Here is a 16083-nt window from a genome sequence, read left to right as displayed (position 1 = left end):
TCTTTTTATAATTCATCAAAATCTAGTGGTATACGTTCAGTTGATTTGTAAATTCCTTGAATAACTTTGTCATCTGGGTAGAGGAGACTTAGAAGGTGAAAAATAGCTCTCTCAACATCAGCAACATACCTCTCAGCCTGTTCGATTGTTACAGCAACCTCTTGTGGTCGATGGACTAATTCGTTTCTAATCCTACTCGCATCATCAAAAAACTTGGAAGAGAGAGGGGACTCTTCACCTGCGTACTCAGAAAGCAAGTTTTTATATAACTTTTTGAGCGGTGGCGATGGGAACTCTAATAACATTGTTTTTAGGGTTGGGTTGTTTCTAACGAAAAACTCCTTGATTGCTAACTCAGCAGCGATTGTTGCATCAATCCATTTAAAACGAGGATCATCATCATTTTTTGCACGATGCAAATGTTTTAAAGCAATGAATGGTTGAAAGTCATGTTGGATGTAATCCCGAACTTCAATTTCAGTTTGATTTAGACTATTGAACGTATTTCTTCGAAAAACACCAACTTCGTTGCTAACTGGATTCCAATGAATGTTATCAGTTGAATATGAAAAATTTGATGAGGAGCTGTTAGGTCTAAGATTATCATCAAATTGCGAAAGATTTAGACCATATTTGATTTTCGATAAAACTTTTTTGCCAGCTGCCTCTAGTTCTTTCTTTTTTTGACTAATTACAATATCTTTATTTAAACTAAAATCTGCTTTGGACATATTGAATTCGTGAGTGATGGTCATGGTTGATTTGTCAGTTTGTAGTACTATATTTGCAGTTCCTTCTTCAAGCTGAATATTAAACTCAGGAAGGTAAACACTGTCAGCTTCTTGCAACATCGGTATATTTAGATACACGTTGCGATGACTTATAAAAAAATTTCCAACCATGTTAATTGTAATCATAGTTTCACTCCTTATTTGGAACATCAGTTCTTATTTTATTTTAACAAATATTTCTATTACTTTCAATGACCTAATTACGCATAATTATCATTATGTGGAATTAGGTTGTTGAATAAAAAGAGGACCATAAGGTCCCTTTTATACTGGTACAAGTATCGGTATTTTATATATTCTAGTGTGCATGCCCCACATTAATCTCAAATAACTTCATATCACTCAAATTCTTACTGAAAAACATTAATGGTTTTAGATACATATAAGTTCTGTACCTGGAGAGGTAACGAACTTAAAAGACGTATGTTGAAATAGATAACTTTTAGTTTTTCTTTTGATTATCAGGTTCAAACCCTTTTGTATCAACTGGGACGTTAACTTTAAGTTCTAATGGATGCAAATAGCTTACAACGTTTCCAGTTGCATCGTACAATTCATATTTAACAAGAATTCCTGAATCTTTATCAACCCAAAAACGGAATGTCTTCGCACCTTGACTGTTACTACTTTTTATATTTCCTTTTAGAACGATCGTATTGTGATTCAACAACATTTCATTTTGCTTTTCAATTTCCCATTGGTTATAATCCCTCGTATAGTTTGATGCAATTTCATACGGAAATAATGAGCTTTGAGCTATTCCAATTGGCGGTCGTTCACGATATGTTGTCACATTCGCTCCATGTGGGTCTTTGCTAAATGCATCTTCAGGCATGATTGTCGATCCGGAATGAATTGTATATGACCGGGGACTTTTATCAGGAATCCATAGTTTTCCGTCTTTGTAATATGTAATTGAGACTCTTGAAGGCTTTGAATTTGAATCGTAGTCTGTGACGCTACTATACCCTCCCTCCATCTCTGTTAGACTCAGTTGATACTCTACTAGCGACTTTTTCCCATTTTTTAAAAGCTCAAATTTACCAATTGCTGTCTCAAAATAATCAACAGTATTCAGTAACTTCGTTAGAATTTCTTTCTTGGTCATCTCATTTGTGATTTCCTCTTGTTTAGGTGGGGAAAATACAGACTCATGTTGACCTGGTTTTATATCCTTATTACTCTGTTGAGCATTTGATTGTTGAAGCGTATTTTCGCTCTGTTTATTTGAAGGCAGCTCCACATCTCCGGTAATTGTATTTGAACAACCTCCTATTAATAGTGCGACAAACAATTTTAAATACACTGGCTTTCTCATAGTACCTCCCAATACATTTAATGTATTACTTTCCATGGAACACCATTTACTCCGCATATCATTAGACGGACATTGTATGAATAATGTTTCTTAATAAATTTTGGATAATAGCTCTACATTAACTTCTCTTGAGTTATCTCAATTAAATTAAAATAAGGAGGGGGAAATACTCCCCCTCCTTAATATACTGGAGTTGAAATTTTAACACTGTTTTTGTTAAAGAACCTTTCAGTCAGTTGATCTTATCCTTTTTGATTTTGAAAACCACGAGTATCTTGAGTATCTAGTTTCTTCTCTATACCTTTGTTAAATTCTATTTTTTCTACTTCGATAGTACTTGTTTCATTTCCATCATCATCGATAGTAACTAATTTCAGTAACACTCCTGTTTCTGTATCCACCCACATCTTAAATGTAGTAGCCTTAAATTTAGTAGCGAGGCCGGGAAGTAAAGTTCCTTCAATTACAGTAGCTTCACGATCTAAAAAGGATTCGTTATCAACAATTTTATAATTGTTTTCATTGTCGTCTAACCAATAAGCGATCTGTTGCGGATAGGTTACAATTTGTGCATCGGATGGAGTTGCAGGATCTGGTCGAAATTTTTTAATCGGTTTTCCATCTTTCATTTCGTTACTATTTGCGTTAGTAAGCATTTTTACCTTTTCAGGTTTTATTGGTGCCTTCTCGGTTTCTTTAAAGGTTTTCTCTTTAGTGTAAAGAGAGAGAAGCCTCGTTTCATCAGAAATTGTTTCTTTTATGAGACCTCCCTTATCCTTTACCTTGACATGACTATACGGTTTATTACCTTCTTGTACTTCAAATTCGACAATGATGTCCCTGTTTGGAGTTACGTGCTTAAAGCTGCCTCTAACATCTTCGTAAAATTGTATTGAATTGAGCATTTTCTCTTTAATTAAAGTGTTTTTATCTGACCTCTCTTCCTTCGCGTTTACAAGCATATTTGGTACAAATAAACTAGAAACAGTCATTAAAGAAACCGTTGTTGCTAAAATAAACTTTTTCATATTTCGTTACCCCCTAGAGATTATTGATATATAACAACTCCATCTGCACCCATTCCACCGTAAAAAGAGCCACGCTCCAGTAAAACATAAGACCAGTCATCTTTGTATTCGGTAATATTACCCAAGTCGTTCCAACCTTCTAGTGCGTATTCTTGATCAAATACCATGATGTTTCCTTGATAACTGTAGTAGACATTATCAACAAATTTTGCACTATTAAGAAATACCATTGGTGTATAATAACCCGAGTCATTGTTCTTAAAGAGCCATGTATAGTCATTTTCATAGGTGGTGCTATTTTTCGTATTTAACATTGCATAACCCTTTCCACCACCATAGGTCCAAAAGTTTGAAGCTGGGCCTAATTTAGTCCACCGTGTAGGATCAGCAGCGCTTGCTTTGCATTTTGTATCATTTTGTTGATCGTCGCAACCAAGAGCTGCCCCTGCCTCAACTTTCGTTGCCATTACTGAACCTGCGGACAATACTAATGCAGCTGCTAGCAGAAATTTACCTAAATTAACTTTTTTCATAATAGAATAACCTACCCCTCTTTGAATTCTCCTACGGTCTACCGCATATCAAATGTGCTACACTATTTGCATTTATCCCCCTATAAATGTCATATTGTGGCAGTAAACCCAAAAACAGATTATCAAAACTTGTCTAAAAAATTTGTCGATTTATGGTAAAAAAACAAAAATGGTAAAATATAACCAGTTAATAAATTCCGTTTCATCTCATTACTATGGACGTTGGTATTGATTATATTTTTTATAGATACTATTAGACTATATATGTTGAGAAATTTCGAATTTTTCATTTTGTTTGAGATGTTTTAAGTTGGATTTCAAAAAACAATGAAACATGTGAGAAGGCAGACGACTTACTTAATTCTATTTGAGATAACTTCCCACAGTTTAAAGAAACCGGTCTCGCAGCAGAACGTATATAGAAGTGGAAGATTCCTAAAATTTACGACAAATAGAGGCTTTAGTATCCGGTTTTAAGAATGCTCTTGATGAGAACACCTTGGGTTCGCTCGAAGATATCTATGGAGAAATGAAATTGATCGACGCGCTTGATGAAATCAAAGCAAGCGGGGAAGAAGCGGAATATAGTTACTGCCAGCCAGTAAAGTGTTCAATTTTAAAAAAATGAATATCCCCACTGTAAAAGTAGGGATAAAAGATCGTGGTATCACTTAGGACCAAGGTTTATGCGATAATATAAATATATGAGGTTCTGTCAATAACTTCGTTTAAACTCAATCAACCTGCATATGGGAGACTGCATAAGCAGCCTAACTTTTTCTATAATACCCTCCGCCATTTTCGCTAGTTAAAGTTATAAGTGGGTCCCCATTGTTCATTGAAAATAATGTTCTAGACTCGAAAAATAAAGTATTAGACCGTGATAATAAAGTTGTAGACTGAGAAAATATAGTTTTAGACTAACGATCTGTCGTTAAGCTGACGTGCAATATAGTTCAAGCGATTAATGATTACCTCAAAAAAGAGGCTATCCTTAAAAGGACAGCCTCATAAACAAAGCCCTCAAAACTTTGGTGTGTCGGCCTTAATAGGTAAGGAGGAAAAACAATAAAAAAAGGAGGCATCTTGCCCCCTTCAAGAAATTTTTCCGACTGACGAAATCTTCTTTAATTTATTATGCTCACTTCCTCTTTACCAGTCTGATACGTATAAATTTCTACCTCTGCATAATCTTGTTCCATTCCACTTGCCACAACCTTAAAGGTATGATTGACTTCATTTTTCCCAGGCGTGAAAATATGCCTACTCCAAGTGAAATGAGCATTTGGCATTGATTCCACGATCTTGTCAGTCGTCTCATCAATGATCGCATAGTTAATTTTGGGCATTTTGTCCGTCAATTCCTTTATATCTATCGCTAAAGTTTCGCCGCTTTTTATGACAAAGGCAGCACCGAGCTGTACCCCCTGATTTTTTAAAGATTCCTCCCAGCTCGTTATGCTTATTTCACCATTATCATTCGTTTTGGGCAGCTTAGCTTTTCCGTTAAAAATGTCTGTTATTTTTAGTTTTTTGTCATACGAAGTATACATTTTATGACCAACGATGGCGCCGCTTGTCTTTTGGGATAGGTAATATGTAAACTGTTTCGGAGTAGTAACCTCCTCTATTACATAAACTCCCCGCTTCATAAGCTCTTTGATAAATGCCTGATGATTATACTTATATTTTGGGTCCTGGTAGTCCAAGTCAAAAGTAATTTGATTGACTATCATCTGTTTAATCACTTTATCGTCTATGTAATCCTTCGCGTGTTCACTGAAAGCAACCGTTATCGTATGTCCTTCAATAGACATCGTTTTGTTGATCATGTTCGCACCTGACTCTTTTTCCTGCCAATACTGAACAATTTGATAGTAAGGCTCAGTGCGGTTGAAGTAATCGATCTTTCGTCCATCAGCATTAATATACAACTTAGTGACTATATGAGTCAACTTTGTTCCAAGCGTGACTTCCACATTTTCTTCAAGCGTTTTGAACGCATCGTAAGAGGTCACAATGCCACCGCTATATTCAGTAAGAGACTTGGATTTCTCAGCAAAAACAACGGAGGATGAGAAGACTGACACTGTTGCAATGAGAACAACAAGGAGGATGCCTATGACCGTTTTTCCGCTTCCCGTATTTCGTTTCATGATTAGAGAAAACCTCCTGTATAACTGTTTATTGGATTGAGCCAGATTGCTGTTCAGAACAGGCGAACTTGAAGCAAAATGTAAAATCATCTCGCTGTATCGCTTCTTCTCAGCAGTTTTCAAGCTTTTCGTTATTTGTTCATCTACGGCGTATTCGCAGGCCTCGCTAATATTAGCTAAAGCAAGATAAGATACCGGATTGAACCAATGCAGGCAGTTGACCAACACTGCCATAAGCTTAATCCAAGCGTCTCTTTGCTTGTAGTGGATCCATTCATGCTGCAGCGCAAGTTTGTAATCCTCTGCATTTATGTTCCCGTTTGGCATTACGATTGTCGGCTTGAAAAAACCAATTAGCATAGGAGAATGCACATAATCGCTGACTACCACTTTCAGATCTCCTACACGATCGATCGGGGAGGATTTAATCGCTTGCTTTTTAAAGCGAAAGTAAGCGAAAAAATAACGGTACAACATTGCTAAACAACCGACCATCCAGATTCCAAGTATCCACTGATCTACAGATAAAATAGAAAAACCTTGGTTATCAGACGTAGTGCTGGCACTTGCCGTCTGGTCAAGCATTGACGTTCCGATCGCTGCAGTCATCTCTATAACAGCGCTCGTTGAATCTGGTTGCAGCTGTTTTTCATAAAAGGAAAACAGCGGTTGATTAATTGACACGTCAAAGTGCAGCGGCAAAATAAAAAGCGATAATGCCATCAAACTGGCGTAATAATACCAACGGCCACCATATTTTGATGCCAATTTCGTTCTTAGCAGAATGAATAGTAAGCTTGCAACACTACCAGTAAGAGAGGTCATTAATAACCATTTAATCATAGCTGTCCGCCTCGCTATTTATAAATGCCCGGAGCTCTTCGATATCCTTCTTTGTCAAATTCTCAGCCTGGAACAATGAGCTAATCAAACTTTTGGCAGAGCCATTATGGATGGAGAGTAGAAAGCTCTTTGTTTGCATTTTTCTGTAATCCTCTTCGCTTATAGCTGCCCAATATTCATGAGCATGCGAACGTCCGCGTTTCACGGATTGCAACGCCCCTTTGTCTAGTAACCTACCGGCAAGCGTGAGAATAGTCGTCTTATTTTTGTCAGGAAAATATTCCATGATTTCATTTGTAGTCATCCTCCTTCCACTTTCCCATATGACTTGCATAATCTCCATTTCAGCTTTTGTGATTTGCATATCGGTAAGTCGCTCCTTTCGATTCTACGTTGTGTTTTTTATTCTACAATACATTGAAACGAAGTGCAAGCCGAAGTCGATCAAACATTAATTGGCCAATCCCGTAAAGATAGGAACTGTTGATTTTGTATTTGAAATAAACAATGATTATCATTTTTATGATTTGGTCAACGTCATTCACAAAGGTGGGTGTCTCATAAGAAACGCTATTGGATGAGCTAAAATCCGCCATGGCGGAATCAATCAGAAAACAATTCTTTCTAAAACAGATTGAAGAATTTAAGAGGTACTTGAAATAAAACCAATAGTGGATGTTCATGACTTGAGGGGCTTGGCATCAGTAGATAATTAGAATTACGTTTAACGGAATTATTTACAAGGCTCTTTAAAACGCCGGTTACACCATTAGCGTGGTGAAAACCGGCGTTTTTTCTATTCAATACTCCTTAGCGTTGTGCGTCTTGCTGGCGGTACCCCTAAATGTACTCAGACTGTGATTGAGCTATCGGGTGCGATAGTTACACAAATTGAAGCCAGTCTAACACTTTATTTTCGTGTTTTGACTGGCTTTTTGTATCTAAGGATTGAATAGTCTAATACTTATTTTTCTAAGGTAAGAGTCTTTCTTATGCAGAAACTGCGTCAAATCAACAACATTAGTCTATTACTTTATTTGCTTCGAACATATGTTTGTGTCCTAACTTTTGTGACACAAACATACTACCCAAAGAATAACACCCCCTATAAATTAGTCGTTTTAGGTAAGGTGTTTAGTAGTATGTTTGTGTCTCCAGACAACGAGCCGGGTTCTGTTTTTCTAACTTCATGCGATGATGGATCATTCATAACGTAAGTGGATTCAATGATCCCATTTATTCGAGATCATATAATTTGTATAATGTCAGCATTTTTATATTATGAGGGTAATTATGAAACTGTTTGATGTTAGTTTGATACATATATTGATATGGCTTCATTCGAATTAATAAATTCGATATAATTCTAACATCGGGACTATCTAATTCTAAATTATTCAATTGAATTTCCATAGCGCTTACTAACACATCTAACTCAAATATGTGTACAGGTAATGTAAATTCTTTATGTCTAAGGATATCTTTATCTATAGCTATATCATTAACATTTTCTATCAAATTAGTTAGCGTAAGAATACTCGTTTCTTCCCACCCTTCGCCTCCTGTTTCTGCTCGTAAGTTCGATAAGTCCATCAATTCGTCCACTTGTGTGGTTAATACCCACTCTAAAGTATTTAATTCTTCAGTAAAAACTACGAGACTAATCGTTACGTTAGGAATTTTCACTTCAAAAGTCTGCATATCGACCACGTTACCATTCCCACTACTCATGTTACGCACCCCTTGTTTCCCCTTCGTACTAATCTAAGTAAAAAACAAAACGGGATAGGCTCTTGTTGTTATCAAGAGCCTATCCCGCGGGATATCCGAAGGTTTTATTTTATTATTATTACAACTATAAGCTAAAAGACTTCGAGTGCCAAGCTATTTTCATAGGAATTTATCCTTAGAGTTGAATTTGATTCAATGTATTAATTCTGAGACCACGTTTCTCTGTCATTAGAGTTTCACATGATTGATTCCCTGTACAATTACTATAAAATGCCCCATCCGGATTTTAACTGTGATACATATCATATTAATCTTTATTATTCAGTTTAGATCCGTGGATACCTTCTTTCTGACGTTTAGTCTAAAACTAATACCTGGTGACTAATAAGACCGGAATCCTTGTACCATAAGGGGTTTCGGTCAAAAAATTTATCACTTAACAGCTGACGGTAATCCATCCTCAGCACTGTCGAGCGATTACTCGCCTGAAGAGCCAAGCTAAAACGGCAGCCAGTTTATCGGCTGCCGTCTATTTGTGCTCGTTGAGCCATTGTTCCATCATGTATTAATGATCTCTTAAATTGTTTGATGGTTCGATTGTTAGTTTTCACCATTTTCGGCGTAAAGCAGGTGTAATTGTACTCGGCTATATATGTTTTTACGTGTATTCGCAAATTCCAGCTTTTCTACGCTATCGAACCCCTTCCTTACCGCTGATGATAGGCTGTTTATCAAACTTTTTTCAAGGTCCTCTTGAAATGCGAAAAGATCAAGTTCCTCCACCATTCGCGAGACAATCATCATAATAAAAGAGAGTCCCCTCGGAATAAAGGTGGATACCAGTGCCCGAGCGCGAGGGCACATTTTTACCGTTTCAGTCTTACCTTCAGGGTCTCCAGCTAACTTTCGTTCCATCTCGTTTAACGGTTCGCCGCTGATCCATCCTTGAATCCCAGGAAGAAGGGCCGACAAGGTGGATCCTTCTAATAAGGATGTGGAAGGTTTTCCTACAGCTACGAGAGCAGACCCCTGTACATCTTGAAGTAAATGAACTCGAGATTCTGTATCCTCGATCAACCAATGTATGGTCCAGTCCACCCAATTGTTAATCGAAGTTGGTAAATGCCCTTTATCTGCAAGCAACCTTAGTCTCAGTCTTTCCAAAACGCCCAACGGAATGCCACTTTGAGACGCAAGTTTGATGTCAACCAGATCTGGCTTTCTCTCTAATGCTGCTTTTGCTTCATCCCATAGTTTTTCAACTTTTTGCCCATAACTTTCCTCAACCTCCCTAATTTTTGCTAAAAATGCACCGAGGGAGCGTGAAATAAAATCTTCCGGTAATGCCACATCCGCTTCTGCTTTTAAAGCGGCAAGACGGTTTACTGTATATCTTACTTCACGATCAGTCAGTATCCCCACAGAAATACGATCAAGAACAACTTCTAATGGATCGCTTATTGTCACACATCGGTCATCTTCGGGCAGAACCGACAATAACTTTTGCTTTAGATCATTAGCGAGAGGAGCACCTGGTGTGAACGTGATGATGGGCTCTGGGATTAGTATAACAACGCCATTCGCTAGATGCCCAGCTCGTCCAGCTCTGGCTGCGGCGTTCAGAAGCTCATGAGCCTCTAAGTCTTCCCGTTCTTGGTCCTCTCCCATACGTTTGTCACCTGCCAGCACAGCTAAATGGGCCGGAAGATTTAATCCCTGGGCAAGGGTTGGTGTCGCAACAATAACTTTCGCGCCGTTGCTTCTTCGAAAAAGCCTCTCGGACAGCATCCGTTCCAATCGAAGCATCGATGCATTATGTGGTACAGCTATAAAACTGGAGTCTCCAAAGATCGAGTGTTTCGAATGGCCTAGCTCAAGGTTCAGACTTTCCCATAGTTCGCTTTCGGGTTTATTTAATTCAAGCGTACCCCCGATACTATTTGCAATTTTCCGTGACGTACTCACGGCGTCATCCTTTGTGTTAACGAAGATAATCGTCTTAAGATCAGCCGTATCGGCGTGACTTGCAATTTTGGCTGCAACTTCATTTGCATTGGGACTTATTCTGATCCCACCATATTTTTGCAGCTTGCCAGCAAGCTGTACAGATTCATCCATAATTTTCGTAAATGCACATGAATTAGTAGGTAGCCAATTATGCTGCAACCCCCAAACAACATGAGGAACGGCTGTAAGTTCTCGCTTTGCTGGCACCCGTAAACCAGCCGCATTTTTGCCGAGCTGACTGTTAAGATCCCGCTGTTTCTTTAATGCTCGCATTTTGGCCGCCTTGATCTCTTCGTCGTGATAGACAACTACGCCCCGCGCCTGACGGCTGGGCTTCCAAAGGAGGTCAATAGCGTGACATGGACGACCAGTCAGATCGGCAATCCAATCCGCGAACTGTTGCCCATTTTTTAACATAGCCGATAAAAACAACAGATCAGCTTTGGGGGCAGTAGCATAAAACGCCAACAGACACAGCATCGCATCTAATGAACGCCTAATTTTACCCGACTGAGGGCTCAGAATATGGCATTCATCAAACACTAACAATCCGACATTTTCAAAAGATGACGGGGCAAACGATAGCATTGCGAGGCATCGCTCCGGGGTCATGACCTCAATATCCTGAAGTTGAGAGCCCTCGGAAAAGAGAGAATCGAAGTCGCTTGATACATCCAAACCAAATTGGTCCTTCGGAAATATTGCTTGTAAATCGTCAGTAAGTTGCTCAACAAGAGCATGCGTTGGCACTAGAAATACAACCTTTTTCCCTCGTGAAAGGGCGCCAGCGATCTTCAATACGCTGACGGTTGTTTTACCTGCACCTGTTGGAAGAACCAAAACAGCAGATTGGCCAGTTTGATAAAATTGCTTCTCAATGGCTTCTCGATGGTTTTGCCACAGGAAGGGCACATCATTCGCCCGGAAACGCAACCACCTACACCAAAACTCTCTATCTGCTCCATCAGGTGGAGCGAGTTTTGTTAGGGCAGCATGTTTAATTTCATTTGCAGAAGAAAGTAGTAATGAAGCCAAGTGAGCTGGTCCGGCATATGACGTGCTCAATTTGACATCTCTATAATGAGCTCTTTTGTAAGAACGTTCGATAACATTGGAAAAGGCATCTTGGGCGGTCGAGTATTTTCCAGATACCGTGTCAGGAAAGGGCACGGACATCATCTCCGCAGCAAGGAGCTCAATTCCTTCCGCAAGTACAGCTGCTAAGGAACGCAGAGCGCGATCTTGCATTGTTCCGCCTTCAAAAATACCAGATCGCCACGTTTGCGCACGTTCGAGGATATTATTAAGTCTTCCGGAAGTGAGATCTTTTATATGTTCGCCAAGGATCTTTACCTCATATGGTCCTCTCGACTTTGGAAAAAAGCTAACTGCTTCAAATGCATCAGCATATTGTTCCGCTGCAAGAAACAAAACCGCGGCTGCTATAGAGGAATCTACACTGTCTCGGTCGATTGGAGAATGCTGATCCTCACCTGATACATGCGTCCGCCCTCTCGAAATAATGAGCCTGGCCGTTCCAGCAACAAAAGCAGCCGCTCGTCGAAGTGTGGGAACCTCTTCGATGGATGCAATCGTCTCATAAACATCTGCTATACGTTCTAGCGGCCATTTTTCATCTGAGCCTCTCTCCACAGTGCCGTCGGTACTCTTTAGTCGGGCAGACACGAGTTCTGCATAATGGCGGGTCAATAGTGGTGGCAGGTTATGAGCATCTAAGGTTGGAAGACTGGGGGCCGATCTAAGTAACATTGATGTTCGTGAGTCAAACATGATTAGCCTCCATTACCTCAAATTCCGTGAGAGCCTGGATCACATGATCCGCCAATTTTTGAAACCAGTCACGTAGACTACCTGTTACGATAAATGTTGCGCCAATTCGCTGTGCCTGTGAAATATCCGTCAACCCATCATACCCTTTAAACAACTTTTTGCGCTCGTCAGCTGTACAGATGTCTGAGTTGACAGTCAAAGCCGCACGGTAGGTTCTAGATGTTATATCATAAACTTTTCCAGCAGCTAAGGTTGCGGCTGTACCTTTCAAACCACTCTGTTTGATAAGATTTACTGCATTTGCCAGTAAATCACGCCCTCGCTTATTCTGATGATGTTCGATAAACGCTATCATAACCTTATCTCTAAAAGTATCTCTTGGGTTTTTGGTGCATTTATCCTCACAAATTGTGGTATGTAAGACAACATTCTCTATGGGATCCATTTGAATGATTAAACCATCAAGGCCCTGAGTAGTCGAGCTAATATGGGGATCTTTTAGATAGGTATTCTCGTCAGCTGTCTGACATGCAACGATCCAGGACATGCATTCAAACAAAAAACCGTCTCGATGATAATGGGATACCTCTATTTGGTTAGGGGTTGTCCCGCTGATTTGTAATTGGTTCCGGGCTTCTTGATAAAACTCTGATCTCGAACGCAGAGGCATAACTGAACCAAGTTCGTGAATAATTTCAGCTGCATGCTCGGCTTGCCCAAGAGCAATAACTGCAATAATCTTTGCTAACTCATGTATCTCATCGACCGTCCACAAATGGCCGGTGACATGATCATCAACATTTACTGTTTGTGAAGAAATAGCAGGCATATCCTAACCACCTAAATAAATAGAATTATTAATAAAATATTTCCATTAATATTTCAAGTAGACCCCACTAATAGCTGAGCCAGATTCATTCTAATTTTCAGTAAGCATCGTTTTTAGGATCAAATTTCCATTTTAAGATTAGTAACTCATTTCGAAAACCAATAGGTTGTGGGTCCACGTGATCTAGCACTTCTTGACAAACCAATTGAGGATATATTCTACAATCAGTAAAGATTTCCTTTTCATTATTATTGGAGAGCAATCTAACTATCACGCCCGTTAGTTTAACTTGGCCACCTTACCAGTCTAGATCATTATTATCCAGTCTAATAATACGACTGTCACAAACATACTACCCTAAAAATAAAAACCCCAATAATAAGGGGTTCAGGTGAATTGATAAGTAGTATGTTTAGGTCGTCAAACATTTATCTTTAAAAGTAAGTTTACGAGCTTTAAGCATAACTTACCTTCATGATATCGAGAAATGGAATCTTATTTGTTACTCCATCTTTTTCAACGTGTACCAAGCGAGTACGCGAATCCAGTACTGTGATCTGCCCATAAACTGTTTCAGTCTCGCCCCATACCGTCAAAGCCCGTATGTCTCCATCTTCTTTAGCCTCAACCAGTTGGTTTCCTAATTCCTCTAATTCGAATTCGTCCCGCGTTGGGCGTTTCGGTGCTTTCGCCTTCGCCATACCTTTTAGCCTCCTAACCTTTAACTACGGTTATGTTTTCCATCGGAATCCATTGCACATCCTCATCATTTAACAACTTGATGCGTCTAGCGTTCTGATCAATCCATTTCACGATACCCCACATACTACAGGTGCATCCCATTTCCCCTTTTACTAACTTTCACCAATTCACTGTTATTGGAAAATCTTCGCGCGCCGAATCACGGATCAGATAGAGGAATGACTCAAGCTCGTCTTGCTCAATGTTAGGCTTTGTAACGAGTTTATCATCTTCCTTTGTTTGCAAGTACAAAGCCCGCTGCTCTGGTAACACAAAGCGCATCGTCAATGAATTATCTATTTTACTTACCATCTACCTGGCTCCTTTCTCTCCCATGCTTCCAGAACCGCCATCGTATCCGGGGTGGATCGCTGCCATTCGATGTATTCCTCTTTTGCAAGTACCTCCAACACCGTCATAATGCCGCCGCGATTCCTCCCGGTTTTGATACACAATTCATCCACAGTTGGAGTGCGACGTCGACCAGCTGTGTAGTTGGAAATCACCCGGAGCACTTTGCGTTCGATATCACTCAACAACGGCCTCACCCTCGGTAATCATAATTGTTTGTGGTGATGATGCTTCCCAATTAAGCGTTCTTTCTCATCAGGTTTTGAAATGGCGATGAACCGAGATAGATGATCTTAATCCCACCAATTCACCCAATTCCCAAAAGAAAGAAATAATGTTATTAATGAAGTAGAAATATTTGTGATTTCAGTATAACAAAGCAGAACATAGGTTCGCAAATGTTTTCAACCCTTTATACGTAATTTCTCCATGTACCGGTAACCTAATGACGTAAAACTCAATGGCATGCTAAAATGCTGATCGACTGTGGTAAGGACAAACCGCAATGTGAGAGGAATAATATAAAGAAGGAACCCCTTTGTTTTCAGGAGCTCCTTTCAATTTTTTGACGATCCGATATCATTCGCCGTTTTTTGATCTTTTAGATTCTGCCAAAATAAGTCTGATCTCTTCACTATTTTCTTCTCTGTAAATGTAGTCGTGATAATGAGGCTGATGTAAGTCGATCCAGCCTTTTTCTACTGCTGTTCGATAGTAATGGACTGCACGTTCCTTCTCACCAAGTGTATAAAACAGGCATGCAGCATTCCAATACAGAGCAGCATCCCCACCCCAGTCCCAGCCTTGATCCAGAGCTTCGGCGTAGCAACTTGCTGCACGGGCAAAATCTTTTTCCACACCATATTTTTGATCTCCACGCATGTAGTGGTTTCCGTTTACAAGCAAATTGTTTAACGGGAGATTCCACCCGAATAGTACTGAAAAATCTGCTTCCGGTTTAAAACCCGCAGATAAAGCTGTTTTTTGTGATCCTATATTACTCGCCCAGCATTGCCAGCCAACACTAGTCATGCCTCGCTGCTTTGCAAGCGTAAGAGCACCTACCGCGGTTTTTCGTGCCCAGCCATTTCTCCGAAAGGTCTCATCGGTTTCAATGCCGAATTCACAAACCTGATCGACGACCCAATCTGTCAGACACCAGCTAATGATCGCTGGCCCTTCGCTTGTGTCTTGAACGGCTGCGCAACCGAAACCTTTTTCAGATCATCGGTCAATCTGTTCTGACAGAGCTAACGCCCACTTCTTTCAGCGCAATCATCTATAAGGTAATAGAAACTAAGTGTCAAACTAATTTTTGTGGTATTTATACTTAGATTTGTGTAGGAGGACTAGTATCCCTAACGACATTAGCTTTTTTTGTTTTTTTCTACAATAAACGTGAATAGCCTTCAGAAATAGCCCACCATCACCACCCCAAAGCGATAAGATAAAAAAATAACTATTTACAATTGCTAGAAGATAAAGAGCAACGAATCCCGAAGCTTTATACACTATTATACTAGCGACACAAAATAACAGGTTTGCTAGTGGGCCACAAATAATAACTAAGGATGAAGCAAGTGGCCTCTTAATAAAAGCTCTTGCAGAAACTTCGATTCTTCCTTCAGTGGGTATTAAGTTAAAATTGTATGATGTAGATTTGAACCTGAAAGAGACTAACTTTTTACCTTTTCCAACCACAAACTCCATAACCTCAAATCTTAACCATTTTGCAACTACATAATGAGCGCTTTCATGAAAAAATATACAAACCCAATAGAAAGGAAAGAAGCAAACGATACAAATGACGATATCAATAATACTAATCATTACTCTCCCACCTTATAGTTTCATAACACAGTTACAAGACCGTTTTTACTCCACGAAGGATTATTCACCGCTATCTATTTCCTCTTTTGCCAATCTGTTAAACTAAAGCGGATATTGGCCAGCTTCGGAAAGCG

13 protein-coding genes and 1 pseudogene are annotated in these 16083 nt (G+C 39.5%); all 14 read right to left on the bottom strand.

Going from position 1 to position 16083, the window contains the following annotated elements:
- Window positions 1–5: 5 nt before the first annotated feature.
- Window positions 6–917 carry a hypothetical protein gene (locus C3B52_RS21770; RefSeq protein WP_103108493.1) on the bottom strand — a complete coding sequence of 304 codons (912 nt, stop codon included), beginning with the start codon at window positions 915–917 and terminating at the stop codon, window positions 6–8.
- A gap of 316 nt (window positions 918–1233) precedes the next feature.
- Window positions 1234–2109, bottom strand: a complete 876-nt coding sequence (locus C3B52_RS21765) for an outer membrane lipoprotein-sorting protein (RefSeq protein WP_103108492.1) — start codon at window positions 2107–2109, stop codon at window positions 1234–1236.
- Window positions 2110–2351: 242 nt separating this feature from the next.
- Entirely contained in the window at window positions 2352–3137 is a 786-nt protein-coding gene (locus C3B52_RS21760; RefSeq protein WP_103108491.1) for a hypothetical protein, read from the bottom strand.
- A 20-nt stretch (window positions 3138–3157) separates the two neighbouring features.
- Window positions 3158–3670, bottom strand: coding sequence for a hypothetical protein (locus C3B52_RS21755; RefSeq protein ID WP_103108490.1), 513 nt, complete (start codon window positions 3668–3670; stop codon window positions 3158–3160).
- Window positions 3671–4797: 1127 nt separating this feature from the next.
- Complete coding sequence (locus C3B52_RS21750; protein ID WP_103108489.1) at window positions 4798–6669, bottom strand: M56 family metallopeptidase; 1872 nt, start codon at window positions 6667–6669, stop codon at window positions 4798–4800.
- Entirely contained in the window at window positions 6662–7033 is a 372-nt protein-coding gene (locus C3B52_RS21745) for a BlaI/MecI/CopY family transcriptional regulator (protein ID WP_103108488.1), read from the bottom strand. Before C3B52_RS21745 ends, C3B52_RS21750 begins: the two co-directional genes overlap by 8 nt.
- Before the next feature lie 872 nt (window positions 7034–7905).
- A complete protein-coding gene (locus tag C3B52_RS21740) occupies window positions 7906–8400 on the bottom strand; it encodes a hypothetical protein (RefSeq protein WP_103108487.1) in 495 nt (164 codons plus the stop codon).
- Window positions 8401–9000: 600 nt separating this feature from the next.
- Window positions 9001–12198 (bottom strand): DEAD/DEAH box helicase, encoded by a 3198-nt coding sequence (locus tag C3B52_RS21735; protein ID WP_103108486.1) that lies wholly within the window; start codon window positions 12196–12198, stop codon window positions 9001–9003.
- Entirely contained in the window at window positions 12191–13027 is an 837-nt protein-coding gene (locus C3B52_RS21730) for a hypothetical protein (RefSeq protein WP_103108485.1), read from the bottom strand. Before C3B52_RS21730 ends, C3B52_RS21735 begins: the two co-directional genes overlap by 8 nt.
- 455 nt (window positions 13028–13482) lie before the next feature.
- Entirely contained in the window at window positions 13483–13728 is a 246-nt protein-coding gene (locus C3B52_RS21725; RefSeq protein ID WP_103108484.1) for a YolD-like family protein, read from the bottom strand.
- Window positions 13729–13888: 160 nt separating this feature from the next.
- The gene (locus C3B52_RS37405) at window positions 13889–14080 is read right to left on the bottom strand and encodes a YolD-like family protein (protein WP_235615816.1); all 192 of its coding nucleotides are present in this window, start codon (window positions 14078–14080) and stop codon (window positions 13889–13891) included.
- The gene (locus C3B52_RS21715; protein WP_235615815.1) at window positions 14074–14304 is read right to left on the bottom strand and encodes a hypothetical protein; all 231 of its coding nucleotides are present in this window, start codon (window positions 14302–14304) and stop codon (window positions 14074–14076) included. Before C3B52_RS21715 ends, C3B52_RS37405 begins: the two co-directional genes overlap by 7 nt.
- A gap of 394 nt (window positions 14305–14698) precedes the next feature.
- Window positions 14699–15328: pseudogene (locus C3B52_RS21710) on the bottom strand (GNAT family N-acetyltransferase); the annotation flags it as partial.
- Window positions 15329–15427: 99 nt separating this feature from the next.
- Window positions 15428–15949, bottom strand: coding sequence for a site-2 protease family protein (locus C3B52_RS21705; protein WP_103108482.1), 522 nt, complete (start codon window positions 15947–15949; stop codon window positions 15428–15430).
- Window positions 15950–16083: the final 134 nt, after the last annotated feature.

The sequence above is a fragment of the Brevibacillus reuszeri genome, assembly GCF_002897295.1.
GTDB classification, from domain to species: domain Bacteria; phylum Bacillota; class Bacilli; order Brevibacillales; family Brevibacillaceae; genus Brevibacillus; species Brevibacillus reuszeri_A.
Note: the sequence above shows the minus strand (reverse complement) of the source record. Positions and strands in the feature narration are given on the sequence as shown.